Consider the following 26,607-nt stretch of genomic DNA (forward strand, 5'->3'; position numbering starts at 1 on the left):
GGTACTCCTTCAAGGGGATTTAACGTGAAAGGTCTGCGGCTAAGTCGTAGCGGATAACTTGAAAGCCGAGAGGGTTGCGTCGAGCAACCGATTCGCTTAAGGGCACCTGGAGGTATTCGTATGCGACGGTGGCAATCTGGTGATGCTCTTTTTCATTGCGGCCGGAGCTGACGTCCCGTTGAGCGGTACTAAATCGAACCGTAGCGGTTTGATTGGCGCCCATCGTGATCGAGTGAACTTCAACATCCAGATTTGAAAGCTGGCCAAGTCGCTCAGTAGGAGCGTTAGGACCCTCAAATCGCTTGCCGTATTGGGCCTGTATTGGCGGTGAAGAAAGCAGAGCGCAGGTGTCAAACTGCGCTTGGATGGTGTACCAGTTATAGCCTTCGCAATTCAGGACGTAGGTATTCAGAAAATACTTGTCGATGCGTTCACCATAACTTTCAGGGGTATCGCCAAGGCTGGTGATGTGTTCAATGGCACCGGTTGTGTCATTGACACGGATGATGTGCGGTTTTGCTGGCTCTTTCAAAGGGGTTAAGCCTGCTACGGCAACGACGCCTGCCAATGCCAAAACGCCAAGAAAAATATTGAGTCGATGAGCTCGACGACGACTCGAAATCAGTTCGGTCTTCAAGTCACGTTCCAGCCCTCGGTTCTTTTCCAGCTCTTCAGCGACGTCGATGGTTCGGAGCTTTTTACTCATGGCTACCTCCGCTGGACAGAGGGGCCGTGAGATTGACCGGGACTCGTGGCGAGTCGGCTGGTTGTGGTGGGGCTGGCGGCGTAAAGGCGCAACCAGCCATCACGGCGGCCAAAGCCACCGCGGCAAGTTGTATTTTCATCGGGAATGACTCCTGGCCCAGCTATGTAGACTGTTGGGCTTTAAGGAAGAGTTGAGGAGGAAATGGGTGGTGCTGTAGCGGGGTTAAGGATGTATTAGCGAATCAGCTTTCGAATCAAGCTACCAGCGCGCATGGCATTCATGGCTCCGCGACCCGCGCTGCCAAGGCCAAATTGGGCACCAAAGCCGCTGGAAAGACTTTGGGCAAGGCCAGGCAACATAACGATGATGACAATCGTGGCAATCCCCACGAGAAAGTATCCAGCGATCAATGAAAGAAGTGATGTGTCTCCCTCGGTCAGTAGCCGTATGAGCATGGCTATGTACGAGAGGGTTAGCTCTAGCAAAATAGACATGATCAGTGCGCCTAGTAATGCCAGGATCACAAAGTTCAGAGCCTGTGACACCCAACTGTCAAATAGCCGTTCCGTGCGCTCAAATGCTAATGCGGCTATGAAAAATGGCCCGGCTGCTACCACTAAGGCCATACCAACTTTGACGACAATCATCAGCACCGCTACAGAGGCACTAATTATCGCGGTGACTACAGTTAAGAAGCCTGCATAGATATTGACCAGGATGTTCTTGCTGCTTGGATACCAGTTTGTTTCTGAGTCCTCCATGGTGGCTGCTGCTGATTCGGTTCTTGCCCGAAGGGTGTCGATACTGTCGGAGAAGGTATTGCCGCCTGCGACGATACCGGCAACATCGTCAGGCAAGGAGATCATGACATCGACAATATTGGTTTGATAGAAACCACCGGCTGTTGCGACTCCCGCAATGAGTGCGACTCGCATTGCTTTCCACATCAGCTCAGTGACGGTCATGTTTCCATAGCCACGCATAATGGCCATGTTGTAGAACAAAAATTGCAGGGTTAGCCCAACGACAATGATAGGAGCTAAGGCCCGGGCTAGTTGCTCAATGGGTGTCGCTATAGCGGTATTCAAAACGACATCCACTTGCCTCATCAACCACTCGCCGATCCGGTTAATGTTGGCTGGCTCGGATATCCTGCTTGCATCAAAAGCCATAATGATCCCCAGTTATGGAGTTGCTTGTCTGTTTCTGCCGCCAAACCAGCCCCCGTAGACGACATTGCCGCGCTCCTCCAGCAGTGCCGATTCAGCAGCAAACTGTTGCTCCGCCAGTTGAATACGGGTTTGGTCTGCCTGAATGTTCGCTTGCTCAATCGCAATGCGAGCTTGCAACTCTGCGATTTCCTTCGGGTTACTTGTTTGATTGATTTGGGCCTGGAGGCCATCAATCGTCTCAAGTCGTTTAGTCATCGCGTTATACGCCTGTTCAGACATGGCCTTTTTTGTGGCTGCAATGCGTACAGATCGCTCACGAAGCGCTTTAGAGTCCTGCTGGAAGTTCACCGGTGCATTGACCTCTTCAGATATGGCGTTGACAGAGCTTGAAAGCGTCGAGTTTTGGCCATCCAGGCGATTGAGGAGCGCAGAGGCATCACTAGGTAGTGAATCCCGCATCATTCGCCGAACATCGGCATTCTCAAGAACATAGCCAAAGCCCGAGGAGTGGGTTAGTGCTTGAACTTGTGCTTGCGCCTGTTGGAGCTGAGCACGCGCCGTCTCCAGTTGATCCAACAAGGCGTTGAGTTGGGGGATTGAGTTCACATCCAATGTAGGAATGCCACCGGCTGAGTAGCTGGGTGATACAAGTGAAAAGGCAAGGCAAAGCCCTGCTGCAAGCGCAGAAATGCTTTTCATAATTGCTCCGAGGGATACATGGATACGCCAGGACGGCGCAAAGAGATGGCCAGTAAAAACTGGCCACCAAAGAGGGGGATCTAGAGGATTGGATTAAGTCTAGTGATTGCTGGCTGCTTTGTATTGATCCGCTGTCACTCTTTTGAATGTGATGGTTTCATCGTCAATATCACTTAATGAATCATTGTCGTCACTGTATTTGACTTGCTTTTTCTCTCCTATTGTCAAAATTTCGTTTCCTTTGTATACCCCTTTTTCAATATCTCTTGAAAATCGACCGAAATTAAGTTGGTTGATATTGACAAGAAAGTCACTGCCATCAGGTTTGATGTGCATGGAAACAGGGCGTTTGTCGCTGTTTTGGAGCCAGTATCCTGCGAATTTTTCTTCTTTTGTTTGGCAGCCAGTAATTAGGCTGATTGCAATTAGGCTGGAAACAAATATAAATTTTCGTTTATTCACACTGGGCTCCATTCAATTAATATTGGATTTAATTAACCTCACAATAATAGCTAAGAAATTAATATTTACGCTATTACGTTAATGATCAATCAGCTCGACGGGTTCCTCACCTTTACGAGCTTGTTCGGCCCGGTCGACGTAAAGGGGCAACCATGTGGCTGGGTCATCGCCAACCTCGGCAATCACCTGTTTAGCAATGGTGGCCATGTCGGGGCTGCCGGAAAAAACCAAAAGTGCTTCAGGGCATGTAGATAGATCCAACCCGGCGACTGTGACGCTGGAGCCCTGTTTGACGACGAATTGACGGCTTTTTTCTCCAAGTTGTTTCACTAGCTCAAACTCTCTAGCGCTTAGCCCAAAGTCCTTCATGTAGGTTTCGCGCTTTGCTCGTGGGTTTGGAAGAAAAATGAGGGTTCCGGCCTGTTGGATAATCGAAGGTCCGACCGGGTTTTCAGCAATGGCCTCTGGTTCCTGGGTGGAGAACGCCAATACACCGTTCTTTTTACGGATGGTCCTAACCGCGTCCTGCATGTCATCTTGGTAGTGCTTGTCTTTTAAAGGATGTTGGCACTCATCAACCAAATTGATTATCCGTCGACCGTCATGCAGAGCCTGGCTGCGATGTCGTATGTACATCGTCGCTGCGCCGCGAACATGCTCATCATCAAGGATTTCTGTAAGGTCAAAACCAAAAATGGGATTGTGTCCTTCAGGCACTTCCAGATTTAGCCTGTCTGTCGGGTTATCGAAGACCCAGCCATATTCACCGTCACGCCTCCATGGCAAGAGGCGCTTATGCAGGGTGAGCTGCTGTCCTTCTTCCTGGTAGTAGTCAGGCAGATACTGGAGAAGGGTATGGATACCTCGATCTTCTTTATCAATTTCCAGGATTAGCATTTCCACTGCTTTCGCAATGTCTTTTGCTTCCTTGGTAGAGACCGTTTCACCACGAAGTCCCGCTAGGTGCGCCACCAATTGGCGCATGAAGGCCATGTTTTTGGGTGTCGGGTCCAGTTGGAAAGGCTGCCAGCCAGTCGGTAAACCCAAACGGAGAGTGAAGTATTGCCCACGCAGGGCCAATACAAGTACATGGAGTCCTTCATCTTTGTCCAAGATAAGCGCCGTTGCACCAAACTTCTGTGCTTGAGTGAGCAATACACCTTGCAGCACTGTTTTGCCGGTCCCGGTGTATCCAATGATCAAGGTGTTGCCTGGTCGTCGTTGGCCAGTCTCGTCGACCTCTTCAAGTGATACGTGGTAATTGAAGAAGAAGGGCGCACCTACAACTGACTTAAACATCGTTACGGCAGGCCCCCACGGGTTGCCTGTCGCTTTGCCTGAGAGCTGATTGTGGAAGCTGTTCAAGCAAAGTAAATTCTCGCTTGTGATGGCGACGGGACGAGTCCGCCAACTCCAATTCGCTGGTAGTTGCGACCAGAAACCAGCCTCTAGGGCTTTTTCAAGTGGCTTAACAACTAAACCACGATCGGCGAACCTTGCTCTCATATCGGACATGGAGCGGCGCAGTGAATCAGCGTCGTCTCCCCAGATCAACATGGTGGCGTGATGATCACCCAGCCCAAGGTCGCCAGTCTCGATCTTTTCGATCACTTTCTTTAACTGCTTGACTTGACCCGGTGCATCATCATTGGAGTCTTGAAGTAGTTTCTTGTGCTTTTTGACGAGCTTTTTGGCGGCCGAGTTGGTAAAGCTACCCCAAGATTGAGTGATGACATACTCATAAGGGCTGGACAAGATAGAGTCCAAGTGGCCAGGCCGTACTTGTCCCGGCTTGCGAAACAATTCCAGCATTCCAAATTTCCGTGTCCGGGTAAGGGTTCGGATTTCACCTAGTTCGCCATAGCGCGAGAATACGGGTCGCGCAGACGGCAAGCTGTCCCACAGGTAGCCATCCGTCACTGGCACTGCATGCCATTCACCAGAGAGCAGGAATCCAAAAAATTCACCTGGCTCACTAAACGCATACCCATTTCGATCCACAATTTTCAGAACTTCAGCGTCATAGCGATGCAGCCCAGCAAGAATGGCGCGAACAGCCCCTTTCAAATCCTCAATGGATTCGGTTTGCCATGCCTTTAGACGTTCAGGAGATGCTTTTTCAAGCGATGCCATCACGCCCAGTAATTCATCTGCTACGGGATGAATAGAGACGGTCAGGTAGAGTTCGTTGACCTTCAAGGCATTTCTGTCATTGAAGGTTGCGCGATAGGAGTCATCGAACTGCCGGGCGAAGACTTGTGAGAATTGGCTGTTTGGGTATTCAGTCACGTAGCGACCGACGATATGCGTATATAAGCCCAGCTTGCCGAGTGGCAAACCACGAAGGACGTTATGCAAGGCTTCAAGCCAGTCATTTTGATCTTCCAGGCTGGCGGCCATAGCGGAGCGGCCGCTGACCTTGATGACCGCCAGGTACTCATTGCCTTTGTCCGCAATAATTTCGTCAGTAACGTGGTGTGAGTACGGCACGTAATGTGATACCGGACGCTCCTTCAAAGTCAGGGCGCTCATTACTTACTCCTTTATTTGTGGCGCCAGGGGCGGCGCGCTGAGAATGAGGTTGGGGCGTAGCTGGAACCATTCCAAAAACTTTTATTGCGGTTTTTGAGTCGTGTCTTCAGCTCCAACCCCCAGATCTCGAAGGCTTTGTCGTCAGATTTTGTAATCCAGGCAAGCCATGGGATCACAAAGATCAAGGTGGCCCACATATACAGACCGATGAACATGGCCAAGATGGCGACAGAGGACAAAGTGCCGAGGAAGACCATGGTGGGGACTCCCATGAATGTTGGCTTCCTACCTAAACCGTTAAACACGAGATAGTGAAAAGGCTTTAGTTCAGTTTCGTCATCGTCGTAGTTGTCTGGGTTGTTTGCCATGTCTTAACCTCTCCAGAGCAGCGCCACGATTTCGATAACTGAGCCTGCGCCAATAACGCCAATAGCCCAGCGTGTGGCATCTTCTTTTCGCATCATCTCCGCTGAGTACAGGACCCAAATCAAGAGACCGGCAATCACGCATGCGATGGGCAAAATGATGATGAGTGCATCACGCAGTTGTTCGAGCGTTGTTTTTGCTTTATTCAAGCCCCCAATCGCTTGGGCGTAAGCCATATTGGTGGTCAGCATTGCCACAATGGCCGACTGGTAAACATGGCGCACGGCCCGGTTTTGCGCTAAACGGGTCAGGTATTGCTTAACAAACATGCATAGCTCCTTGGCCTGGTGTCAGAAAACACCGGGCATTTTGGTTAAGAAAAGGGATGTGTTTGCCCGAATGGGCGCTGATAAAAATCTGGTGGCTGGCACTTGGGCCATAAGCAAAGAGGTGCTGCCCCTCTGAGCTCTCTGTCCTCGTCAACTCGATCCTAGGGAACTTGGGCTACTAGCCGTCGGCTCTTCGTCCCTGTCTTCGGAAATAGCGTGAGGTTGATCCTGCTGCATTAAGGGGTCTTGTTCCCGCCTGACGCGGCTGTGGGCCGTACTAACCCCTCGACCCGCTTGTCGCTGGAGAGTGTTTGGAATAGTTAGGCAGAGGGTTGTACTGATACTGCTGGCGTGACTTCGTTTGGTTCAGGAGGTGCTGAAGCTTTTCCCTCAGAACTCTTGAAACCGTCGGTGATTTTGTTTCCTGTAAAGCCATCCGGCTTCCCTGCTCTTGGGGGTCGGGGCTGCTTAGGTTCTGCTGTTACGACTACAGCATCATTTTTGATGGCTTTGATCGCTGGTATCTTCACCCCAGCCTGCGCCAGGACTTTCCCGACATATCCATTGCTGAAGCCTCGCTCGAAGTTGCCTGTGTTGTAGCAAGATAAGGCCGAACGTAGAGCTCGTTGCTCATCGGCTGTTTGCCGTAAGGCTCGCTGATAACAGTCCGTCAGCACTTTTTGAGCAGCTTGCAAATTAGTGCAGGGATCAAAAACTGTTTCTGTCGTCAATCCAAGCCAAGACCAGTTCCGAACATTGATCTGACCAAGACCCGCATCAAAGTCAATGCCACGATCAATGAGATCGTTCGCAATTTGTGCGGCTTGTTCGTAGTCAGTTGGTTGTTCGTCCAGTCGTTTACCTTTGTTTATGCCAATGGCATATACCTGGGCCTTTGATTCATGGCGTACCAGGGCCGATAACGTCGTTTCATGAATGTTGGGCGCACATGTGGTGGCCAAAATCGCGAATTCTGCTAACACGGCTCTCTCTCAATGGTTGTTCCCAGTGCCTGCGGTGTCGTCGATATTGCGACGAGGATCTTCAAACGAGTAGTGCCAATTGTTGGCCCAGCTACCAGTATGTTCAGCATCCCATTTTGATTGGGCTGATACGTAGCCTCTGGCCGGAACCCAATAGCCCCCACGGTTTGGATCACCGACGTACTTAATGCTCAAGTCGTACGTCCATTCATGATCGTTGTAGACAACGCAGTAGCTGGGCAATTTAGTTAGGGTGACTGTCTTGATAAGGGACAAGTCCCGAATGGCGGGTATGCCCAGATAATTAGAGCCCACCATCCGGTAGCGGTAGATGTCTTGCCCATATGTCGCATTGAGATAGTCAGGATCGCATTTGCCTGCTCCGCGAGAGATGGCATCCATACGTGCCGACATGCCGGGTTCAGATGCAACTGGGCACATACCTAGGAAAAAACGTCTAGCGTCTACAGTGGCCTCCCAGTCGAGCATGCCTTTGGCGTATTTGCGAATGTCAAAGTAATGATCGAGAGAGGCGGCGCATTCGCCTGGTTGCAGGCTGCTGGACAGGCATAGGACGGCCTCGCAAGCCAATCCAGGAAGTCCAGTCAAAACTTCGGACGATTGGGCATAGGAGGTGGACGCGCAGGCCAACGCTAGCGCACCCAATGAAATGGGGAGCTGTTTCATGATTACTCCAAATGGATAGAAGACGATGGCGCTGGGCCACAGAACGACTGGAAGGGAGAGGGCGGAAGGGGAGATGCCCTTCTTTTGTATTACTGCGGGTTGGTGGACGGGGTGGGAAGCAGGTAGCGTTCACGCGACTCACCTGCGGCTTCAGCTGCTTTCATCCAGCCTGGGGTACGGCCTCTGCCTGACCAGGTTGCACCGCTAGGGTGTTTGTATTTGACTGTGGGCGAGGTACTTGGCTTGACGCTTGGACGGCGAAAGGCCTGGGCAATCTCGTCTATGGTCAGGTCGTTTTCCCGCATGGTTCGTACGATGTCAGCAAGTACATTCTGGCGGGTCTTGCGTTTGATAACTTCCGCTTTACGCTGAAGGCGGGAAATTTCTGCGTTGATTTCTGAAACGGTCTTGAGGTCATTGATCATGATGATCCTTGTTGTTGTGTTAACGAGTGAGCCATCTCCAGATTGACGAGCAAAACTTGGTGACGACGGCAATCATAAAAAACCACATGAAGATGTGTGCAAGAAAAGCGATCGCTTGCAAGATCCAACTTCCGCCAGACTCAGGGATGGAGTTCCAGGCAGAAAGAACAATAAGTGTTGCGACTACTCCGAGGATGAAGGCACGGCCACTTGATTGTTGCTTGGCTTCTTTATGTGCGGGTTCCATATGACATCTCCGAGTGAGCTGGCATGTGTCCCATGGTCAGCATGCTTTTGTGTACCTGGCTGACTTGTTCGGGTTGGACCAAGATCCGTAGCAGCATCAGGGTTTCCATTTGAGTAGCTAGCGAGTGTTGGTCTAACAGAGTCTCTAGAGCATGGCGCAGTGATGCCAGCTCTGATTGCATGGATTGAGAAGTGGTCAGCAGTTGGCGGGCATATTCTGATGAGGATAGTCCGGCTAAGGCCGCTGCTTCGCTTAGGTGCTGGCGTTGCGATGGCGTTATGCGTAAGCGCAACAGTTCCGACAGAGGTTCTGCCATAGGCTGCTCCTGATAGTGAAAAGGGTGAGAAATGACACGCACATGACAGGAGTCACGTGGAAAGGCGCGCCAACTGGTGATTGTTAGGGGGTTCAATTCCCCCCGACTCCACCAAGATATCCCAAGAAACCCAATAGCTTAACGGCTGTTGGGTTTTTTGTTTTTTGCTTGCCCAACAGCGCTTCAGCGTCATAATGGTCCCTTCGTTTTATGGACAAAAGGAGATCGACATGTCTCGTTGGGTGTTCTATTCCGCGCCAGGGACCTGTGCGCTTGCAACTCATATTGCACTGCATGAAGCGGGGGCTGATTTTGATGTGGTCAAGCTGGATTTTGGCGCGAATCAACAGCAAAGCCCGGAGTTTCTGCGCGTCAATCCCAAGGGGCGTGTACCGGCACTGGTGACAGAGCAGGGGGCTTTGACGGAAACTCCGGCCTTGCTGGCTTTTGTGGCACAGAGCTTTCCGGATGCCAAGCTGGCGCCTGTGAATGATCCCTTTGCATTCGCCCGTATGCAGGAGCTGCACAGCTATCTGGCATCCACGGTGCATGTGGCCCATGCACATAAGCGCCGTGGTTCTCGTTGGGCAGATGATCCAGCGGCCGAAGAAGCCATGCGCGCCAAGGTGCCGCAAAACATGACGGTTTGTGCGGCTTATCTGGAATCCTTGATTGTGGGTCCCTGGGTGTTGGGCGAGCAGTTCAGCGTGGCTGATGCTTATCTGTACACAGTAGGTGGTTGGCTGGAGGGAGATGCAGTCGATATGAGCCAATTTCCCAAACTAAGTGCTTATCTGGAGCGCGTAGGGGCGCGTGAAGCTGTGCGCAAGGCTGTTGCCGAGGCGGCTGCTTGAGTGAAGCCGTCACCCTTGCGGGCATTGGCTTCACTCAGCACATAAAAAAATAGACGCAAAGATATTTATTGCTGGGGAACAGGTGATCTACGCTTTGTTCTCCTGCTCCCGTTTGTCTACTGCCACCGCCTGCATCGCACAGCCAATGAAAAGATCTCCCTGGCTGATTAATGCTGCTGATGCCGCCTCCACATCCCGAGCCTCCTTATTCTGGCTCAGCTTGGTTTTGCCGATCAGCCGAGTGATCTCAATTTCAATTCCGACAATGGCTTTCAGCATGGCGTCGATATAGTCCTTAGGGCCATCTGTCATCTTCCAGGGAACGGGCTGGCTGGCTTCGTGGATGCGGGTCAAACGTGCCACGGCCCCGCGCACATAGCGTTCTTCATCGCGTATTCTTGCTCGCCCATAGGCGTGTACCACGATGTAGTTCCAGGATGGGACTTGCTTGTGTGTTTCCAGTTTGCTTGGGAACCACTGTGGGGAGATGTAGGCGTCTCCTGCACGGAATATCACCATCACTTCGTCACCGTTTTCCAGGTCTTGCCAGACGGGATTGTTTCTGGCGACGTGGCAGTGCAATACCCCTTGTGCACCTTCCTGAGGATGCAGCATGAAGGGCAGGTGATTCGCGCTTAAACCGCTTTTGCCATTGGCGACCAGAATGCCCAGTGGATGCTGGGCGATCAGTTCGTGCAGTGGTTCAGGACGGGATTCATCGAAGTGGGCGGGGATATACATCGTTGTCTTTCTTCGCTTGGGGTTCAGGGGTGATGTGTCTATTATTGGTCTATTCTGGATCATTGATCTGTACCAGTTTGGCGCTATTTTCATGGACCACAATTTATGTCCCGCACTGCTCATAATCCAAAGATTCCTTCCCTTGGCGAACTGGACCGAAGTGCAGGGGGCCTGGGCCGTCAGTTGGCGCAGAAGTTGCGCGAAGCAGTAAAAAACGGTGCGCTCAAGCCGGGTGAGTCCTTACCCTCCACACGAGCCCTGGCAGCGTCCCTGGGTGTCGCCCGCGGCACGGTCGTAGAGGCTTTCGAGCAACTGATTGCCGAAGGCTTTCTGGAGTCCTCGCCGGGCGTGGGGACTTATATTGCTCAGTCGCTGGCCAATCCCAAAACAAGGCCGAAGAAGCGCAGGACGGCATCGCTGCCTGCCCAGCCTGCACCACCCGCCGCCCAGCCATTCAATACGGTTGCGGCTCAGTTTCAGCCTTTGCCGTCTGCCCCGTTTGCTGTGTCGATTCCATTGGGTGCCGCTGCGCCAGGCCCCATCTGGCGACGTTTGGGGAATCGCTTGCGAGCCCATGGTCAGGGCGCGCCGGGTGGTTATGGGGACCCTCAAGGCGCCTTGCCTTTACGAGAGGCTATTGCAGAGTACGTGCGCCGGTCACGCTCGGTGCGTTGTGAGGCGGAGCAGGTCATTGTGACGACGGGTACTCAGCAAGGCTTGTTTCTGGCTTGTCTGGTCTTGATGGGCAGGCAGGATTTTTCCTGGGTAGAGAACCCGGCCTATCCCGGCATGACCGCGATCTTGAATACGATAGGTTCGCCGGAACGGATGGTTCGTGTGCCTGTGGATGAAGAGGGACTGGATGTGGCGGCGGGCATACGTTTGCAAGCAGATGCGCGGCTTGCCTTTGTCACCCCCTCGCACCAATACCCTCTGGGCATGCCCATGAGCATGGCGCGGCGCAATGCCTTGTTGGCCTGGGCACGCGATAAGTCCGCCTGGATTGTCGAGGATGATTACGACAGCGAGTTCCGCTACAGTGGCCATCCCTTTCCTTCCCTGCAGGGCCTGGACCCGGAGCGGGTGATTTATCTGGGAACCTTCAGCAAGGTGCTGTTTCCCTCGTTGCGCATGGGTTATGCGATTGTGCCGCCGCAGTTGGTCCAGGCTTTTTGCGGAGCGCGCGTTCTGCTGGATCGGCACCCGCCCAGTGCAGACCAGCATGTCTTGGCCAGCTTTATTTCAGAGGGGCATCTGGAGCGCCATATTCGGCGTATGCGCGGGATCTACACCCAATGTCGTAACCACCTTTTTGAGATTGTGCGCGAGGTTTTGCCCAGTGACTTGGCCAGCTTGCAGCCAAGCGATCAAGGCATGCATTCCGTCTTGTGGCTGGCCTCGCCGGTTGATGATGTGGTGGTGGCGCAGCGGGCCATGAAGGAGGGCGTGGCAGTACGTCCCGTCTCACCCATGTATCACGCTGGGCAGGGGCCTTCGGGACTGATTCTGGGTTTGAGCGCATTCAGTCCAGAGCAAATGAAGGAAGCGGCGCAGAAGCTGGCGCGCATTATTTCTGAGCTTGCCCGACCTTCCAGAACCAAACGAAAGTCCTGAGTGTTGTTCTCGACAAGTCTGTGGCAAGAGCCGGCATGAATCAGACTTCTGCCATCTTCCTGAAGTGGAAAACTCTACCCACTGTTTTCCCGTACGGACCTCAAAAGAGCTGTTCAAGAGGGCACCGGCAGCAATGAGCTGCGGGTTGCTTCTTGAAGGGCCCTACCCATATTGCGCAAGGTGTCGGAGCGGATAGCCGCATGTTGCCAATACAAAGGCACATCCAGCCATAGGCCGGGGGCGACTAAAGCCAGCTCTTCGGCGGCCAGGGCATCGCTGACCATGGAGTCGGGTGCCAGACACCATCCCAGGCCCAAAGCCGCTGCTTTCACAAAGCCGGTGGAGGTGGGCAGGTAGTGGATGGGAGGGGCGACGGATTCATTCGTGATTTGGCGTATAAAGCGCCACTGTAATTCGTCCTTGCGGTTAAAGACGATCATGGGGGCTTGAGCCAGGGATTCTGCGTCTATTCCCAATCCAAAATGGCGGGCCACAAACTCGGGAGAAGCAATGGCCTGATAGCGCATGATGCCCAAGGCCTGCACCTCGCAGCCTTGAAGGGGGGCAGGTTCCGCAGTGACCGCGCCCAGCACGGAGCCATTGCGTATCAATTCCAGTGTGTGGTCCTGATCATCCACGCGCACATCAAACAGGTAGCCATATTCCTGACTTAGCCGGGACAAGGCTTCCAGAAACCAGGTGTCCAGCGAGTCACTATTGACCGCAATAGCGATAGGCCGACGTGGGCCATTTTGTTCTGGCAGGAAGTCTGCGACGGCCTCGGCTTCCAGAACCTGCATGGGACGGACACGGCGCAGCAGCAACTCTCCCGCCGGTGTTGGACGGCAAGGTGGCTGGCGCAGGACCAGCACTTGCCCCAGTCTGTCCTCCAGCGCTTTGATACGCTGCGAGATGGCTGAGGTGGTGATGTACAGCTTGCGCCCGGCTGCTTCAAAACTGCCTTCTTCCAGGACGGCCGTAAATGCTCGTAGTTGTGGGTGCAGCAGATCCATAGCTGGCTTGTTCGATTAATTATTCTTGATTAAGTGAAGAATAATTAGCTTTGCTTAAACCGTAAATGACAGCACCATAACGCAGTTTTTCAATTCTGTGGATGGATGGCATGTTCTTCTCTGTTGTTGCAACTGGCTTTCTGACGGGGGCAGGCCTGATCATGGCTATCGGCACTCAAAATGCCTTTGTGTTGCGGCAGGGCTTGGAGCGTAGTCATGTGGGGCTGGTGGTGGCAATCTGCGCGCTGGCCGACATTGTCCTGATTCTGGGGGGCGTGGCCGGCATTGGGACTTTGGTTCGGGAATGGCCTGGTTTGCTGCAAGTTCTGCGCTTTGGTGCTGCGGCTTTTCTGGCCTGGTATGGGCTGCTGGCCGCGCAGCCGGCCTGGACTGGTAAAGGAGGCCTGATGGCCGGGCAGGGGAGCGAGCGCAATCGTCGCCGTATCTTGCTGACCTGTCTGGCGTTCACCTTTTTGAACCCCCACGTCTATCTGGATACGATGGTGCTGTTGGGCAGTCTGTCCACTCCTTATCCCGGTAACTTGCAGTGGGCATTTGCTGTTGGGGCCTGTGCGGCCAGTGCCAGCTGGTTTCTGGCCTTGGGCTATGGGGCGCGGTTGCTGCAACCTGTGTTTCGTCAACCGTTGGCCTGGCGTGTACTGGATGGCAGCATCGCTGTTTTCATGCTGGCTTTGTGTGCTTTATTGCTGTTGAGGCCTTTGAATTAAGCTTTGGACTGATCAGAGGTTTTCTGTGGATGAGCTTACTGCCTTGATAACAGCCTGCTGCACAGGCTACAGAAAGTCAGTTTTTTTGAATCAAAAGATAACTGTCTGAACTTTAGAGCGGCTTTCTGAAATTAAATAGGCTTTAGGGAAGAGCTTGTACCTAGTGAAGTCTTGGTTTTTGAACCTTCAATCAGGAGAAAACTATGAATGTCGTGAAGATGCTTGTCTCTGCTGCTTTGATCAGTGGTCTGGCTGCACCGGCGTTGGCGCAGGATGTGAAGCGCCATCCTATTCCCAATTCGGATTTCCCGATTCTGACGGCAGTGGAAGTGCCTGCCGGTAAAACCACGGTGTACTTGAGCGGCACTGTTCCCGCTGTGCGCGACAAGTCGGCTGATGCAGCCAGCACGGCAGCCTACGGCAATATGCAGCAGCAAACCGAATCCATCATGGAGCAGATCAAGGCTCAGTTGGAAGGGATGGGCATGTCGGTCGGGGACATTATCAAGATGCAGGCCTTCCTGGTTGCTCCGGAGGGCGGCAAGCTGGATTTTGACGGCTTCATGGCAGGCTATTCCAAGTACTTTGGAACCAAGGAACAGCCAAATCTGCCTGTACGATCAGCCATGGCGGTCCAGGCTCTGGTGAACCCAGGCTGGTTGGTCGAGTTGGAGGTGACGGCTGTACGGCCTTGATTACCACCAGATTCCTCTTGAAAAGGATGTGTTGTGATCTCTATTCGTCCGGTTCAGGCGCAGGAGTGGCGCCTGTATCAAGCATTGCGTCTTGGCGCCTTGCGTGATTGTCCTGATGCATTTGGGAGTACCTATGCCGTGGAGTCCACACATCCTGAGCATTTCTGGCAGGAGCGGATTCAAGCTGCTTGTGCGTCCGAGACGGACCGTGTCTTGTTCGCTGAAAAAGAGGGGCAGGCTTGCGGCCTGGTCTGGTGCAAGTTGTCTGCTTCGGAACCCGCTGTGGCCGATATTTATCAGATGTGGGTGGCACCGTCCGCGCGAGGTTTGCGGGCAGGTTTTGCTCTGCTGGATACCGCAGTGCAATGGGCAGAAAGCAGGCAAGCAGCCTGTGTTCGCTTAGGTGTGACCCTGACGAATGAAGCAGCCGTCCGGCTATATGAGAGTTATGGCTTTGTGCCCAGCGGAGAGCCCGAGCCTTTGCGTGAGGGTTCGCCCTTGATGTCGCAGACCTTGGTGCTGGATTTAGCAGACTGAAGCCCAGCAGATACAGATAGCCCCTTGTTGAATCTGACAACAAGGGGCTGTTTTTTATGCCTTGCCGGATCTGTTGAGCAGACAAGGCATAAGGTCTGGATTACTCCAGGTTCAAGGCTTGGCGCAGCTTGTGAATTTCTGCTTGCCAGACCTCTTGCAAGCCAGGCTTTTGATGCTTGGGCTTGCGTGCCATATCAGCCTCCAGTTTGCTTTCCAGTTCAATCAGTTGTTCCAGCAGCGTGTCGTCGCTGGAGGGGGCTGATTGAGCCCTTGTTGTGCTCCCTGAGCCCGGACTGAAGATTGATGAGGATTCCTCTGGCTGATCTGTCTGGACCAGAGCGGCATACAACTGCGTCAAGTCCTGCATTTCCATCAAGGAACCCTCGTCCACCAGCCAGAAGCGATTGCAGCTTTTCTCCAGCAGCTCCCGGTCATGGGTGACCAGGATAAAACCGCCTTTGAATTTGCACAGTTCCTCTGCCAGTTCTTCCTTGCCGTCCAGGTCCAGGTGGTTGGTTGGCTCGTCCAGAAAGAGCAGATGATAGTTGGCCAGCGACAGGGCAATAAACATCAGCCGAGCACGCTCGCCACCACTCAAGCTATCCACCTTCTGTGCATGCCGCAGATAAGGAAAACCGGCACTGATCAGCGCCATTTTCCTGACATCGTCCGGCAAGGGCGAGAAGTCCTGCAAGGCATGCAGCAAGGTCTTGGAACCATCCAGTTGCTGCTGGTCCTGGTCGTAATAACCAATGCGGCATTGCGGGTGAAACTTCAGCCCGTCCATGTCCGCCTCGTCTTGCCAGTATCGCCATAGCTGACGCAATAAAGAGGATTTACCGCAACCATTGCGACCGCCCAATCCGATGCGATCCCCGCTGCGCACTTGCAGGCCATGGGCTTGAAAGAGAGCAGGCAGGTTCTGTGCCGGGCTGACAGCCATATCTGCAATATCCAGTAGACGATCTGCTTTCATGTCCAGGCCATGCAGCCGCAAGGTCCAGGGTGTGCCATCCGTCAGATCGGTCTGGTTTTTACGCAGTTTGGACAGGCGCTTTTCCATGCTTTGGGCTTTGCGGGAAAAGGTCTCGTTGTCGTAGACCTGTCCCCAGATAGCCAAGCGTTTTGCGCTTTGTTCGATGCGATCAATTTCCTTTTGCTCGCCTTGATGACGACGCAAATCCGCCTCGTCCCGATTGCGCAATGCTTCACGCGCAGCCGAGCAGGGCAGAGAGAAAAAAGACAACGTACGATCACGCAAAATAATGGTGCTGTTGCACACACTATCCAGCAAGCGCTGGTCGTGAGAGACCAGCACAAATGTGCCGCACCAATTGCTTAGAAAGCTTTCCAGCCAAAGCAGGGAAGGCAAGTCCAGGTGGTTGCTGGGTTCGTCCAGCAAGAGCAGATCAGGCTGGGTAATCAAGGCCCGTGCCAGCAGCAGGCGAGTGTATTGCCCACCACTTAAGTCACTGACCTGGGTATGCCAGTCCTGTTCCTGAAAGCCCATCTCGCCAAGCAAGCTTTCTGCGCGCCAGGAATCCGTATCGTGCTGCTCTGCGGGCAGGGCAGCCAGTACGGCGTTCAGCAAACTCAAGGCGTGCAGATCCGTTGGCAGGTATTGCTCAACACGCGCCAGAATGCAGTGGTTTGCTAGTGAAATACTGCCTTGCCTGGGCGTCAGTTCGCCGCAAAGCAGGCTGATTAAGGTGCTTTTGCCACAACCGTTGTGGCCTATAAGTCCAACTCGATCTCCGGCCTTGATAGTGAAGGCAATTTCTTTGAATAAAGGACCGGAAAGGGTTTCGTAAGAGAGTGAGTGGACTGACAGTAAAGTACTCATGACATGCTCAAGTTTTTTGGGTGCGCGGGTACAGCGCATCCTCGTCAATAGAAGCTGACGATAATTCTTGAGGCCTGAGTGAAGTCTTTCAGTAAGTTATTGCTTCGCTCAAGTCTAGATTATCGCGCTGCGAAATCGAAAACTTGAGCCGTTCTCTATACCAAAGAAGAGTGCATAAATGAATTTGCACATAGGTGTAGGATCTCCTCTTAATCAATGGGTTAGCCATGCTTGAAGCGGGTGCAAAAGACTTGTTGAATCAACAAGTTTGTGGCCTCAGGGCAGGGTAAGGTCTGGTTGTACCTGGGAAAGAAAGACGGGTATGAAGCACCGTTAGTCCCGACAGAACCGCAAGAGTGTGATTGTAATCAGGATGCAGAACGATAGAAAACCCAGGCGTTGGTTTTTGGAGGGATGTGTAGCATTCAAGATGCATTGTGCCTGTAGTGGCAGGGGTGTGGCCTGACGGGTGTGTCACTGGCTACTGTGCCTTCATCTGGCCGCAAGGAACTGATTTTTAGACTGTTTTTCGGCGTTCAGGCACCTGCTTTCAAGCTTCTGGATGGTTTGTTCCGCAGTAAAAAAAGCAGAATTATTACCATTCTAAAAAATAGAGTATGACCATAATCTATCCTTGATTTTCCAGGAAAGCCGTGCAAGGATAGCTGCCATCCATAATCTATTTACGCGGGCAGCGACACGCACTCACACACTTTCTGGAGAGTATTCGGATGAGCCTTACAGCACCTGTCTATCTTGAGGATCTGGCCCTGGGAATGGAGTTTCGCAGCGCAGAACATGCTCTGGATGAAGCACAAATTGTCAGTTTTGCCCGCCAGTTTGATCCACAACCTTTCCATCTGGATGCAGAGGCGGCCAAGGGCACGTTCTTTCAGGGGCTGGCCGCCAGTGGTTGGCATACTGCCGCTATTACCATGAAGCTGTTGGTGGACAGCCTGGTATTCAGTCAGGGGATCATTGGTGCAGGCGGGCAAATCGATTGGCCACGGCCTACGCGCCCTGGCGATGTCTTGCATGTGCTCAGTAAAATCATCGACATTCAGCCTTCCCGCTCCAAAGCGGACAGGGGCATGGTGGTGGTGGAGTCTCACACCCTGAATCAGAACAATGAGGTGTGCCAGCGCCTGATTGCCAAGCTGATTGCCTTTCGTCGTCCGGAGGTTTGAATGGGGCGTGTCTCGCGTGAGCAGGCCGAACGCAACCGCGAGCGGGTGCTGGAGACGGCTTGCCGACTGTTTCGCAAACATGGGGTGGAAGGGGTTTCGATCGGGGACATCATGAAAGAGGCGGGCCTGACGGCAGGCGCTTTCTACAAGCAGTTTGTTTCCAAGGAGGCCTTGATTGACGAGGCCTCCCGATTTGCCTTTACCCAGTCTTCCGAATCCTGGGAGCGTATCAACCAGCGCTATGAACAGGACGCCGTGCAAGGGTTTCAAGCCTTGATGCGGCGATATTTCAAGCACCGTCCTCAAACCCAAAGCTGCCCGATCCTGGCCTTTTCTTCCCTGGCCAGCGGCCTGCCTGCGGATGCGCAGACCACGGCAATTTACAGCGAAGGCGTAGAGAGCTTGTTTGAGCAGTTTCGTGGCGTTGCCCTGCAAGCGTGTGCCGAGCAGACCGAAGAGCAAGTCATGCTCTTGTTTGCCGCCATGTTGGGGACAGGGATGGTCAGTCGGGCCATGGGCGATACCGCGTTTACGCAAAGTATGCAGGCTGCGGTATTAGCTGCATTGCCTGGCAGTGAGTCCAATCAGCACGATTAGCCTATCGATAAAGAAGACAAGAGCTTGCGTATCAGGCTTGTTCGGGCAGTTGCGCCACTACCTTGATCTCGAACTGAAAGCCTGACAACCAAGGCACCCCTACGCCTGTCAACGCCGGGTAGGGCGCATCACCCCAGTAGTCCGGCAGAACCTTCCACAGGGTTTCCAGATTGGCTTCCGGGTTGACCAAAAATAGCGTCACATCCAGCACATGAGCAAAGCTGCAACCCGCTGCGCCCAGCACGGTATGGAGGTTCTCAAAGGCCAGACGTATTTGCTGTTCGAGGTCCGGCTCGGGTGAGCCGTCTTCGCGGCTGCCGACCTGGCCAGAAATAAACAAAAAGCCATTGGAACGGATCGCCGGTGAGTAGTGACCGCGCTCATACAAGGCTTGGCGTTCGGTGGGGAAGACGGCTTGGCGTAAGGTAGTCATCATGCTTTCCAGTGCCTGCTGGGCAGGTGAAGTTCATTGAGCTATGCACTGTAGGTCTTGTGCGTGGACAGATAAACGCTGGATGGCAGACAACACTATTTCTATAATCCAAACAATTACTGCAACCGATTGGGGACAATACGTGGACCGTTTCGAAGCGATGCGTACCTTTGCCAAGGTGGTGGAGACGGGCAGCTTTACCAAGGCGGCCCAAGCTTTGCATCTGAGCCGAACCAGGGCCACGCATCTGGTGCAGCAATTGGAGGCACGCTTGCAGGTGAGCTTGCTGAATCGCACGACGCGCAAGGTCAGTGTGACCAGCGCTGGAGCACTTTATGTTGAGCGTGTGGTGCAATTGCTGGCCGATCTGGAAGACAGTGAGCGGGATCTGGCCCAAGCCTTGGCTTCGCCCAGTGGCCGCTTGCGGGTAGATGTGCCCAGCCCTTTAGCCAGCCGTGTGCTGGTGCCTGCCTTGCCGTCGTTCTACGCACGCTACCCGGATATTCAGCTGGATATGGGCGTAGGCGACAAGACGGTAGATCTGCTCGATGAAAGCATGGACTGTGTGGTTCGAGGTGGTCAGATTCAAGACCAGTCCTTGATTGCCAAGCGGGTGGGGGCGCTGGATCTGTCTATCTATGCAGCACCCTCGTATCTGGAGCGGTTTGGTACCGTTGTGCATCCTGAAGAGCTGGAAGGGCTTGCGCATCGAATGGTGGGATACCTGTGGGAACATCAGAACAAACCGTTTCCTTATGCCTTGCGTCGCCATAAAGAGCGGGTTTCCTTGCCAGGCCGTTATGGCTTGGCCGTGAATGATGGCAATGCCTATCTGGCAGCGGGTGAGGCGGGTTTGGGGCTGGTTTGCCTGCCGGCGTATTTGGCCAAGGAAGCGGTGCAAGCAGGGCGCCTGATCGCGTTATTCCCGGATTGGGCAATGGACCCTATGCCCTTGTATGTGGCTTTTCATCGCAGCAAACATACGAATGTTCGGCTGCGTGTTTTTATTGCTTGGGTTGCGGAGCAATTGTCTCAAGTATCTTGAGTGCCAAAAAAAGCCAAGGAGAATGAGTCCTTGGCTTTTTTCATTGAGTCCGATTTTTATTCAGCTTCGGCGCTGTCTACGACTGGAATGGTCGCCTGGGCAAACTCAGGCCGTTCTGTACCGTGCTTGATACGGTAGTCTTTCAGGAACTTGGCGATGCGGTTGATGGCCTCGCGCAGGTCCGGCTCGTGGGGCAGGAACACCATGCGGAAGTGATCCGGATGAGGCCAGTTAAAGCCCGTGCCTTGCACCAGCATCACGCGGGTGGCTTCCAGCAGTTGCAGGAAGAATTGGCGGTCGTCCTTGATGGGATAAACCTCGGGATCCAGACGCGGGAACATGTACAGGGCAGCGTGGGGCATGACGCAGCTAACCCCGGGAATGGCGGTGATCAGCTCGTAAGCCAGATCGCGCTGACGACGCAGACGTCCGCCTTCGCATACCAGGTCGTTAATGCTTTGATAGCCGCCCAAGGCGGTTTGAATGGCCCATTGGCCGGGCACGTTCGCGCACAGCTTCATATTGGCCAGCATGCTCAGGCCTTCGATGTAGTCGGCACCGGCTTTCTTGTCGCCCGAAATCACCAGCCAGCCTGCGCGGTAACCACATGCGCGGTAGCTCTTGGACAGGGAGTTGAAGGTCAGGGTCAGTACGTCGTTGGACAGGCTGGCCATGGCGGTGTGCTTCATGTCGTCGAACAGGACCTTGTCGTAGACCTCGTCGGCCAGCAGTACCAGATTGAATTCGCGAGCAATATCGACCAGAGCTTGCAGCACCGAGTCGGGGTAGAGCACGCCGGTGGGGTTGTTCGGGTTGATGACAACCAGGCCCTTGGTGCGTGGGGTGATCTTGGAACGGATATCGTCCAGATCCGGAATCCAGCCTTTGGATTCGTCACACAAGTAGTGCACGGGCGTACCGCCGGACAGGCTGGTTACAGCCGTCCACAGCGGATAGTCGGGCATGGGCAGGAGCAGTTCATCACCGTCGTCCAGCAGGGCGTTGGTGGCCATGGCAATCAGCTCAGAGGCGCCATTGCCCAGGTAAATATCTTCCAGCGTCACGCCCTTGATCCCTTGTTCCTGGGTGTAGTGCATGACGGCTTTGCGCGCGGCAAAAATACCTTTGCTATCCGAGTAGCCCGAAGAGTTGGGCAGGTTGCGGATCATGTCGAGCTGGATTTCTTCCGGGGCGTCAAAACCGAATACCGCCAAGTTGCCGATATTGAGCTTGATCAGTTGCTGGCCCTCGTCTTCCATTTGTTTGGCCCGGTCCATGATGGGGCCGCGAATATCGTACAAAACATTCGCCAATTTGCTCGATTTCTTGATGCTATTCATGATGCTGGTAATCGGATTCCATGTGTGCTGCTGATGAACGGTGGCAGGGCTGATGCCTGACCAGCCTTATACCTTACCGCATGCGTGGGCCTGTCTTGTAAGCATCAAGCTTAAAATGTGGCATTGTCGAATTTTGGCGACACTCTTTCGTCGAAAAAATGGCTGTCTTTATCGATAGGCTCCTTACTACCTGGACATATTCCGCTTTATGGATTGAATTGGCATGATATGAAATCAGCCCTCCTTTATTTTTCTTGTTTTTTGAAGCGGTCTGACATTAAGATTCGATATCAAATCATTCGATGTCGAACTATGAAACTGGAAGCGAAATATCGGGCCTTGCTCTCGCACGCAGAGCAGCAAAAGGGCGTCAACGTTCAGGGCATGTCCCTGTGTTTTCAGCTCCTGTCCTTGTCTGCCCGTATTGATCGGGACTGCGCCGCCTTGTTGGCGCCCCATGGCTTGAGTGAAGCCCGTTTTGTACTTTTGTTCCTGCTGGAGGAAGCACCCGACGGGATGCCTTCCCACATCCTGGCTGAACGGGCAGGCGTTACGCGGGCGACTGTCACAACTCTGGTGGATGGGCTGCTGAAAGCGGGCTTGGTGCAGCGCTTTGCGGCTCAGACCGATCGGCGCTCCGTCATGGTGAAACTCAGCCCTCAGGGAGCGGAGTTGGCCAGGGCGCTGATAGGAACTCACGCTCAGTGGATAGGCGAATTGTTCCAGCATTTGTCCGAGGCGGAGTGCACACAGCTTAGCGCCTTGTTGAACAAAGCCGCTGGTGGAGACGACGCGTCATGAGTACCGAAAACCGCAAGGCTTATGTCAAGGTCGCGGACATACCGGCCGATATATTGCTGGCTCTGTCCAAGGGGGAAATCCAGGGCCTTACTCTGACCGAGTCCTTGGCCATCGATCAGCGCGTGCTGGTGGCGATCGTATTTCCGGAACTTGATGAGCAGGGCGCAGAGCACATCGACACCCTGGCCCAATTGGGCATTCTCAAGCGCATGAAAGCCATTGCGGAATACTTGCTGGACAGGTATGGCGAGATGGCCTGGACGCGCTGTGTGGAGCATCAGGCTGACGTGGTACGGGGTTGGGCTTGTTTCATGGTGGGGGCCCGTACATCCTTAAGCGTTCCCCAGCGCCTGGAGACACTGCGTCCTTTGGCTGATGATGCGCATTTTGGTGTGCGTGAATGGGCCTGGATGGCGGTACGCCCTCACTTGGTGGCAGAGCTGGATGTGTCGATTCAGAGCTTGCAGCAGTGGGCGCGCACAGACTCGGAGTATCTGCGTCGCTTTGCGTGTGAGGCTTTGCGCCCTCGGGGAGTGTGGTGCGCACATATTGCCATCCTGAAAAAAGAACCGGAACGCATGTTGCCGATTCTTGAGCTCTTGTATCGGGATGGCAGTGTGTATGTGCAGGACTCGGTAGCCAATTTCTTGAATGATGCGGCCAAGGATCAGCCGCAGTGGGTGCGTGATCTATGTGCCCAATGGCAGACGCAAGCGCCGGATAATGCTGCTGTGCAGCGCCTGTGTCGACGGGCGCTGCGCAGCGTGTCTTGATGCTCTGGTTCCAGTCCTGGAATCAGGAGGCGCGCAAGGTAATCAAGGTGATTTCTGAGGCGCGCCCCAGTCGCAGCGGGAAGCCCGCCCACAATCCGGCACCGTAGCTGACGTACAGCTGCATATCCCCCACTTGATACAGTCCACCCACATAGCCATCATTGGCCATCTGCACGATCTTGTGCATGCCCACAATATGGCCGCCATGGGTATGGCCCGACAACTGCAAGGCCGCCCCCGCCGCTGCGCTTTCCTTGGCGGTGTCAGGGCGATGGGCCAACATGATGATGGGCATGCCAGCAGGGATCCCGGCGACTGCTGCAGCCACATCGGGCATGGGCTGCCCATGCACGGCTGCCGACTTGTCGGTAATGCCAGCCAAAGCAAAAGCAGCATCGTCTTGTTCAATAATGCTGTGCTCGTTCAGAAGCATACGTAGCCCAAGGCTGTTGAAGTGCTCGATCCAGGGCTGGTACTGGGTGTAGTACTCGTGGTTGCCTGCAATTACCCACACCCCTTGCGGGGCAGACAGGGCTTGCAAGGGGGCGACATCATTGCGGCGAGCTTTCACCGTGCCATCGACCAGATCACCTGTAATGACGATCAGGTCCGGTTTCAAAGCCTGTGTTTTATCAACAATGGCTTGTATCCAGGGGCCTTGCAGCAGACGGCTGGCGTGCAGATCAGTCAGTTGCACCAGCTTGAAACCATCCAGCTTGGGGGACAGGCCCTTGACCTTTACTTCGATGGACTTGAGCTCGGGGACTTGCACTGCCTGCCAGACACCCAGTGCGGACAGGCTGACAGCTGTGATGCCCAGCACGCCCCGCAAGGCAGGGGAGCGCAACAGAAGCAGCCCGGCTGGCTTGTACAGAACGCGCATCAGCAAACCTGCCAGATCGGTGATCAAGGTAAAGCAGGCAGCCAGCAGGACGGCCCCGAAAGCCCAGCCCAGGATCATGATGACTTGTGCGGGAATTTCCGGTGAAGCCCGTGAGCCCCAGAACAGCGCTACGGTGTAGTGGTGGAAGGTGGCGGCGACGGCCAAGATGCTGAGCAGCCATTTGATCCAGGGTTTGATCTTCAGCGGTTTGATCAGTCGCCAGGCGACATACAGGGCGAAAACGAGAGCAGCGACTTGAAACACGAAATCATTCCAAAAAGAAACGGGGAGCCCGCGCTTGAGCAGGCGATAAAGCGTGCCCAGTATAGAGCGAGGAGGTGGGCATGATGTCAGAGCTCACCAGACAGTTACGGCTCTGTCACGAAAAAAGCTGGACATGCTTGTTTACGTTTTGAGAGATTGCTTCGCACATCAAGTCATTAAAACTTCTAGGCTTTTTCCAGGGGCACCCCAGTGGAATGGGGTTTTCGTTTGATTTGATTGGAGGACATATGGTGACGAAGAAATCCGCAGCCAAAACCAATCAGGATGCCGTGGGGCAAGGCGGGGAGTTGCATCAGTTTGGCCATGCTGAGTTGACGACCAATCATGGCGTACCCATATCGGACAATCAGAATTCCTTGCGTTTCGGGGCGCGTGGCCCGACCTTGCTGGAAGATTTTGTCCTGCGCGAGAAAATATTCCATTTCGACCATGAACGTATACCGGAGCGCATTGTTCATGCTCGCGGCACAGGAGCACATGGTTATTTTGAATGCACGCAAGCGATTCCGGAGTTGACCCAGGCCTGTGTATTTCAAAAGGAAGGACATCGGGTGCCGGTGTTCTGTCGTTTCTCAACGGTAGCGGGCTCTAAAGGCTCCAAAGACACACCACGTGACGTGCGTGGTTTCGCGGTCAAGTTCTATACCGAGCAGGGCAACTGGGATCTGGTGGGCAATAATATGCCCGTTTTTTTTATCCAGGACGCCATCAAATTTCCGGATCTGATCCATGCCGTCAAACCCGAGGCGGACCGGGGCTTTCCTCAGGCAGCGTCAGCCCATGACACATTCTGGGATTTTGTCTCCCTGATGCCCGAGTCTTTACATACCGTCATGTGGTTGATGTCCGATCGAGCCTTGCCACGGTCCTTTCGCATGATGCAGGGCTTTGGTGTGCACACATTCCGTTTTGTGAATGCCAAGGGCAAGTCGCATTTTGTGAAGTTTCATTGGAAACCCAAGCAGGGCTTGCAGTCCACCCTGTGGGATGAGGCGGTCAAGATTTCCGGGGCAGACTCGGATTATCTACGACGCGATCTGTACGAGGCGATTCAAAGCGGAGCCTTCCCGGAGTGGGAGCTGGGTGTGCAGGTTTTCGATCAGGAGTGGGCTGACAAGCAGGACTACGATGTGCTGGATGCGACCAAACTCATTCCCGAGGAAAGTCTACCCGTCAAAATCGTGGGTCGTATGGTTCTGGATCGTTATCCCGACAACTTCTTTGCAGAGACCGAGCAAGTTGCTTTCTTGCCGTCCAACATCATTCCGGGGATCGACTTTACGGATGATCCTTTGCTGCAAGGCCGCTTGTTCTCCTACCTGGATACGCAAAAGTCTCGACTGGGAACGGTCAACTTTCATCAGATTCCTATCAATGCACCCCGCTGCCCGTTCAGTAATATGCAGCGCGACGGCATGATGCAGACGCAGGTTCCCAAGGGTCGTGCGACCTACGAGCCCAACAGCCTGGAGGAGGCGGGTGAATCGGGCGGACCGCGCGCGCAGCCCCATGGCTTTCGTACCTTCCCTAGTACCGTAGACGATGGCGCAAAACTGCGTGTACGGGCTGAGTCGTTCTCGGATCATTACAGCCAGGCCCGATTGTTTTATCGCTCTCAGACTGAAGTTGAGCAGGAGCATCTGATTGCCGGACTGGTATTTGAACTGTCCAAGGTCCAGCTCAATCATGTTCGTGTGCGTGTGCTCTCGCACATGCGTGTCATTGATGAGGATCTGGCCAAACGAGCGGCTCAGGGATTGGGGCTGGATTTGCCGCCTCCTGCCAAGCCCGCCCGCGAGCCGATCGACATGGCACCTTCCAAAGCCTTGTCCATACTGGCCCAGAAGTCGCCGATTGCCGGTCGGATGCTGGGTATTCTGGTAACGGACGGAGCTGACAAGGGCTTGCTGGAAATGCTGCTGACAGGGGCTCAGGAGGCCGGTGTGGCCGTCAAGCTTATCGCTCCGCAAGTAGGGGGAGTGACGCTGTCAGACGGTACACAATTGGCTGCCGATGAAAAGATTGCGGGTGCGCCCTCGGTTCTGTTTGATGCGGTGGCCTTGCTGCTTACTCAGGAAGAGGCTTCAAAGCTGTGCACCAACAAGGCGGCGGTGGATTTTGTAGCCGACGCCTATGGACACTTGAAAGCAATTGGTCATAACGGTGCAGCCCAACCCTTGCTGGACCGGGCGGGTGTTTCAGTGGACAAGGGTGTGTTCGTCATCAAAACCGGTGATGATCTGCTTGAAAAAGTGTCTTCACGGTTCTGGGAGCGACGGCATCAGGTAGATGGTATGGCCTGATGTTCGGTGAA

At 53.9% G+C, this 26,607-nt stretch carries 30 protein-coding genes; 11 read left to right on the top strand and 19 right to left on the bottom strand.

From position 1 onward, the window contains the following. Positions 1 to 19 precede the first annotated feature (19 nt). The 13 genes from U2949_RS02395 to U2949_RS18720 form a co-directional block, all read right to left on the bottom strand. Positions 20 to 706 (bottom strand): VirB8 family type IV secretion system protein, encoded by a 687-nt coding sequence (locus U2949_RS02395; protein ID WP_321285966.1) that lies wholly within the window; start codon positions 704 to 706, stop codon positions 20 to 22. Beyond that, complete coding sequence (locus U2949_RS02400; protein ID WP_094197160.1) at positions 699 to 845, bottom strand: conjugal transfer protein; 147 nt, start codon at positions 843 to 845, stop codon at positions 699 to 701. Before U2949_RS02400 ends, U2949_RS02395 begins: the two co-directional genes overlap by 8 nt. Positions 846 to 939: 94 nt before the next feature. Beyond that, positions 940 to 1,878, bottom strand: a complete 939-nt coding sequence (locus U2949_RS02405) for a TrbL/VirB6 family protein (protein WP_321285968.1) — start codon at positions 1,876 to 1,878, stop codon at positions 940 to 942. Between the two features lie 12 nt (positions 1,879 to 1,890). Further along, a complete protein-coding gene (locus U2949_RS02410) occupies positions 1,891 to 2,577 on the bottom strand; it encodes a TrbJ/VirB5 family protein (protein ID WP_249459637.1) in 687 nt (228 codons plus the stop codon). A gap of 99 nt (positions 2,578 to 2,676) precedes the next feature. Further along, positions 2,677 to 3,039: a hypothetical protein gene (locus tag U2949_RS02415; protein ID WP_321285971.1), complete on the bottom strand. Its 363-nt coding sequence runs from the start codon at positions 3,037 to 3,039 to the stop codon at positions 2,677 to 2,679. Positions 3,040 to 3,117: 78 nt separating this feature from the next. Then, positions 3,118 to 5,571 (bottom strand): VirB4 family type IV secretion/conjugal transfer ATPase, encoded by a 2,454-nt coding sequence (locus tag U2949_RS02420; RefSeq protein ID WP_321285973.1) that lies wholly within the window; start codon positions 5,569 to 5,571, stop codon positions 3,118 to 3,120. Between the two features lie 11 nt (positions 5,572 to 5,582). Beyond that, complete coding sequence (locus U2949_RS02425) at positions 5,583 to 5,939, bottom strand: VirB3 family type IV secretion system protein (protein WP_094197156.1); 357 nt, start codon at positions 5,937 to 5,939, stop codon at positions 5,583 to 5,585. A 3-nt stretch (positions 5,940 to 5,942) separates the two neighbouring features. Continuing rightward, positions 5,943 to 6,266: a TrbC/VirB2 family protein gene (locus U2949_RS02430; RefSeq protein WP_321285975.1), complete on the bottom strand. Its 324-nt coding sequence runs from the start codon at positions 6,264 to 6,266 to the stop codon at positions 5,943 to 5,945. A gap of 320 nt (positions 6,267 to 6,586) precedes the next feature. Then, the gene (locus U2949_RS02435) at positions 6,587 to 7,249 is read right to left on the bottom strand and encodes a lytic transglycosylase domain-containing protein (protein ID WP_321285978.1); all 663 of its coding nucleotides are present in this window, start codon (positions 7,247 to 7,249) and stop codon (positions 6,587 to 6,589) included. Positions 7,250 to 7,258: 9 nt separating this feature from the next. After that, on the bottom strand, positions 7,259 to 7,936 hold the full coding sequence (locus U2949_RS02440; RefSeq protein ID WP_268379060.1) for a TrbM/KikA/MpfK family conjugal transfer protein: 678 nt from the start codon (positions 7,934 to 7,936) through the stop codon (positions 7,259 to 7,261). Between the two features lie 89 nt (positions 7,937 to 8,025). Further along, positions 8,026 to 8,361, bottom strand: coding sequence for an H-NS histone family protein (locus tag U2949_RS02445; protein WP_321285981.1), 336 nt, complete (start codon positions 8,359 to 8,361; stop codon positions 8,026 to 8,028). Positions 8,362 to 8,380: 19 nt separating this feature from the next. After that, complete coding sequence (locus tag U2949_RS02450; RefSeq protein WP_321285983.1) at positions 8,381 to 8,608, bottom strand: hypothetical protein; 228 nt, start codon at positions 8,606 to 8,608, stop codon at positions 8,381 to 8,383. Further along, positions 8,592 to 8,924, bottom strand: coding sequence for a plasmid mobilization protein (locus tag U2949_RS18720; RefSeq protein WP_407654153.1), 333 nt, complete (start codon positions 8,922 to 8,924; stop codon positions 8,592 to 8,594). The genes U2949_RS02450 and U2949_RS18720 overlap by 17 nt, the downstream gene beginning before the upstream one ends. A gap of 230 nt (positions 8,925 to 9,154) precedes the next feature. Here U2949_RS18720 and U2949_RS02455 point away from each other — a divergent pair, with 230 nt between their 5' ends. Next, positions 9,155 to 9,778 carry a glutathione S-transferase family protein gene (locus U2949_RS02455; RefSeq protein WP_257722755.1) on the top strand — a complete coding sequence of 208 codons (624 nt, stop codon included), beginning with the start codon at positions 9,155 to 9,157 and terminating at the stop codon, positions 9,776 to 9,778. 87 nt (positions 9,779 to 9,865) lie between these two features. Here the strand turns inward: U2949_RS02455 and U2949_RS02460 are convergent, their stop codons facing one another. Next, positions 9,866 to 10,519, bottom strand: coding sequence for an FMN-binding negative transcriptional regulator (locus tag U2949_RS02460; protein WP_257722754.1), 654 nt, complete (start codon positions 10,517 to 10,519; stop codon positions 9,866 to 9,868). A gap of 105 nt (positions 10,520 to 10,624) precedes the next feature. Between U2949_RS02460 and pdxR the strand changes: the two genes are divergently transcribed. Next, positions 10,625 to 12,133: a MocR-like pyridoxine biosynthesis transcription factor PdxR gene (gene pdxR / locus U2949_RS02465; RefSeq protein WP_321285987.1), complete on the top strand. Its 1,509-nt coding sequence runs from the start codon at positions 10,625 to 10,627 to the stop codon at positions 12,131 to 12,133. Between the two features lie 113 nt (positions 12,134 to 12,246). Here the strand turns inward: pdxR and U2949_RS02470 are convergent, their stop codons facing one another. Next, positions 12,247 to 13,146, bottom strand: coding sequence for a LysR family transcriptional regulator ArgP (locus tag U2949_RS02470; protein WP_026482994.1), 900 nt, complete (start codon positions 13,144 to 13,146; stop codon positions 12,247 to 12,249). Positions 13,147 to 13,256: 110 nt separating this feature from the next. Between U2949_RS02470 and U2949_RS02475 the strand changes: the two genes are divergently transcribed. The 3 genes from U2949_RS02475 (at position 13,257) to U2949_RS02485 (ending at position 15,106) form a co-directional block, all read left to right on the top strand. Further along, entirely contained in the window at positions 13,257 to 13,874 is a 618-nt protein-coding gene (locus U2949_RS02475; RefSeq protein WP_321285990.1) for a LysE/ArgO family amino acid transporter, read from the top strand. 203 nt (positions 13,875 to 14,077) lie between these two features. Next, positions 14,078 to 14,569: a RidA family protein gene (locus U2949_RS02480; protein WP_026482992.1), complete on the top strand. Its 492-nt coding sequence runs from the start codon at positions 14,078 to 14,080 to the stop codon at positions 14,567 to 14,569. 33 nt (positions 14,570 to 14,602) lie between these two features. Further along, on the top strand, positions 14,603 to 15,106 hold the full coding sequence (locus U2949_RS02485) for a GNAT family N-acetyltransferase (RefSeq protein ID WP_026482991.1): 504 nt from the start codon (positions 14,603 to 14,605) through the stop codon (positions 15,104 to 15,106). A gap of 100 nt (positions 15,107 to 15,206) precedes the next feature. Here U2949_RS02485 and U2949_RS02490 read toward each other — a convergent pair whose 3' ends face one another. Next, positions 15,207 to 16,949, bottom strand: a complete 1,743-nt coding sequence (locus U2949_RS02490; RefSeq protein WP_321285992.1) for an ABC-F family ATP-binding cassette domain-containing protein — start codon at positions 16,947 to 16,949, stop codon at positions 15,207 to 15,209. A 731-nt stretch (positions 16,950 to 17,680) separates the two neighbouring features. Here U2949_RS02490 and U2949_RS02495 point away from each other — a divergent pair. Both U2949_RS02495 and U2949_RS02500 read left to right on the top strand, forming a co-directional pair. Then, on the top strand, positions 17,681 to 18,136 hold the full coding sequence (locus U2949_RS02495) for a MaoC family dehydratase (protein WP_035274486.1): 456 nt from the start codon (positions 17,681 to 17,683) through the stop codon (positions 18,134 to 18,136). Beyond that, complete coding sequence (locus U2949_RS02500) at positions 18,137 to 18,733, top strand: TetR/AcrR family transcriptional regulator (RefSeq protein WP_257722747.1); 597 nt, start codon at positions 18,137 to 18,139, stop codon at positions 18,731 to 18,733. Between the two features lie 31 nt (positions 18,734 to 18,764). Here the strand turns inward: U2949_RS02500 and U2949_RS02505 are convergent, their stop codons facing one another. After that, on the bottom strand, positions 18,765 to 19,166 hold the full coding sequence (locus U2949_RS02505) for a RidA family protein (RefSeq protein ID WP_321285996.1): 402 nt from the start codon (positions 19,164 to 19,166) through the stop codon (positions 18,765 to 18,767). 142 nt (positions 19,167 to 19,308) lie between these two features. Here U2949_RS02505 and U2949_RS02510 point away from each other — a divergent pair, with 142 nt between their 5' ends. Further along, a complete protein-coding gene (locus U2949_RS02510; protein WP_321285998.1) occupies positions 19,309 to 20,211 on the top strand; it encodes a LysR family transcriptional regulator in 903 nt (300 codons plus the stop codon). Positions 20,212 to 20,267: 56 nt separating this feature from the next. Here the strand turns inward: U2949_RS02510 and U2949_RS02515 are convergent, their stop codons facing one another. Continuing rightward, positions 20,268 to 21,551, bottom strand: a complete 1,284-nt coding sequence (locus tag U2949_RS02515; RefSeq protein ID WP_009456304.1) for a pyridoxal phosphate-dependent aminotransferase — start codon at positions 21,549 to 21,551, stop codon at positions 20,268 to 20,270. A gap of 312 nt (positions 21,552 to 21,863) precedes the next feature. On the opposite strand from U2949_RS02515, the gene U2949_RS02520 reads away from it, so the two are divergent. Further along, positions 21,864 to 22,352: a MarR family winged helix-turn-helix transcriptional regulator gene (locus U2949_RS02520; protein WP_026482986.1), complete on the top strand. Its 489-nt coding sequence runs from the start codon at positions 21,864 to 21,866 to the stop codon at positions 22,350 to 22,352. Then, positions 22,349 to 23,125, top strand: coding sequence for a DNA alkylation repair protein (locus U2949_RS02525; RefSeq protein WP_026482985.1), 777 nt, complete (start codon positions 22,349 to 22,351; stop codon positions 23,123 to 23,125). The genes U2949_RS02520 and U2949_RS02525 overlap by 4 nt, the downstream gene beginning before the upstream one ends. A gap of 22 nt (positions 23,126 to 23,147) precedes the next feature. On the opposite strand, the gene U2949_RS02530 is transcribed toward U2949_RS02525, so the two are convergent. Continuing rightward, on the bottom strand, positions 23,148 to 24,272 hold the full coding sequence (locus tag U2949_RS02530; protein WP_321286001.1) for a metallophosphoesterase: 1,125 nt from the start codon (positions 24,270 to 24,272) through the stop codon (positions 23,148 to 23,150). Between the two features lie 248 nt (positions 24,273 to 24,520). Between U2949_RS02530 and U2949_RS02535 the strand changes: the two genes are divergently transcribed. Next, a complete protein-coding gene (locus tag U2949_RS02535) occupies positions 24,521 to 26,596 on the top strand; it encodes a catalase (RefSeq protein WP_026482983.1) in 2,076 nt (691 codons plus the stop codon). Positions 26,597 to 26,607 lie beyond the last annotated feature (11 nt).

This window comes from Alcaligenes phenolicus (assembly GCF_032063905.1).
GTDB lineage: Bacteria > Pseudomonadota > Gammaproteobacteria > Burkholderiales > Burkholderiaceae_B > Alcaligenes > Alcaligenes phenolicus.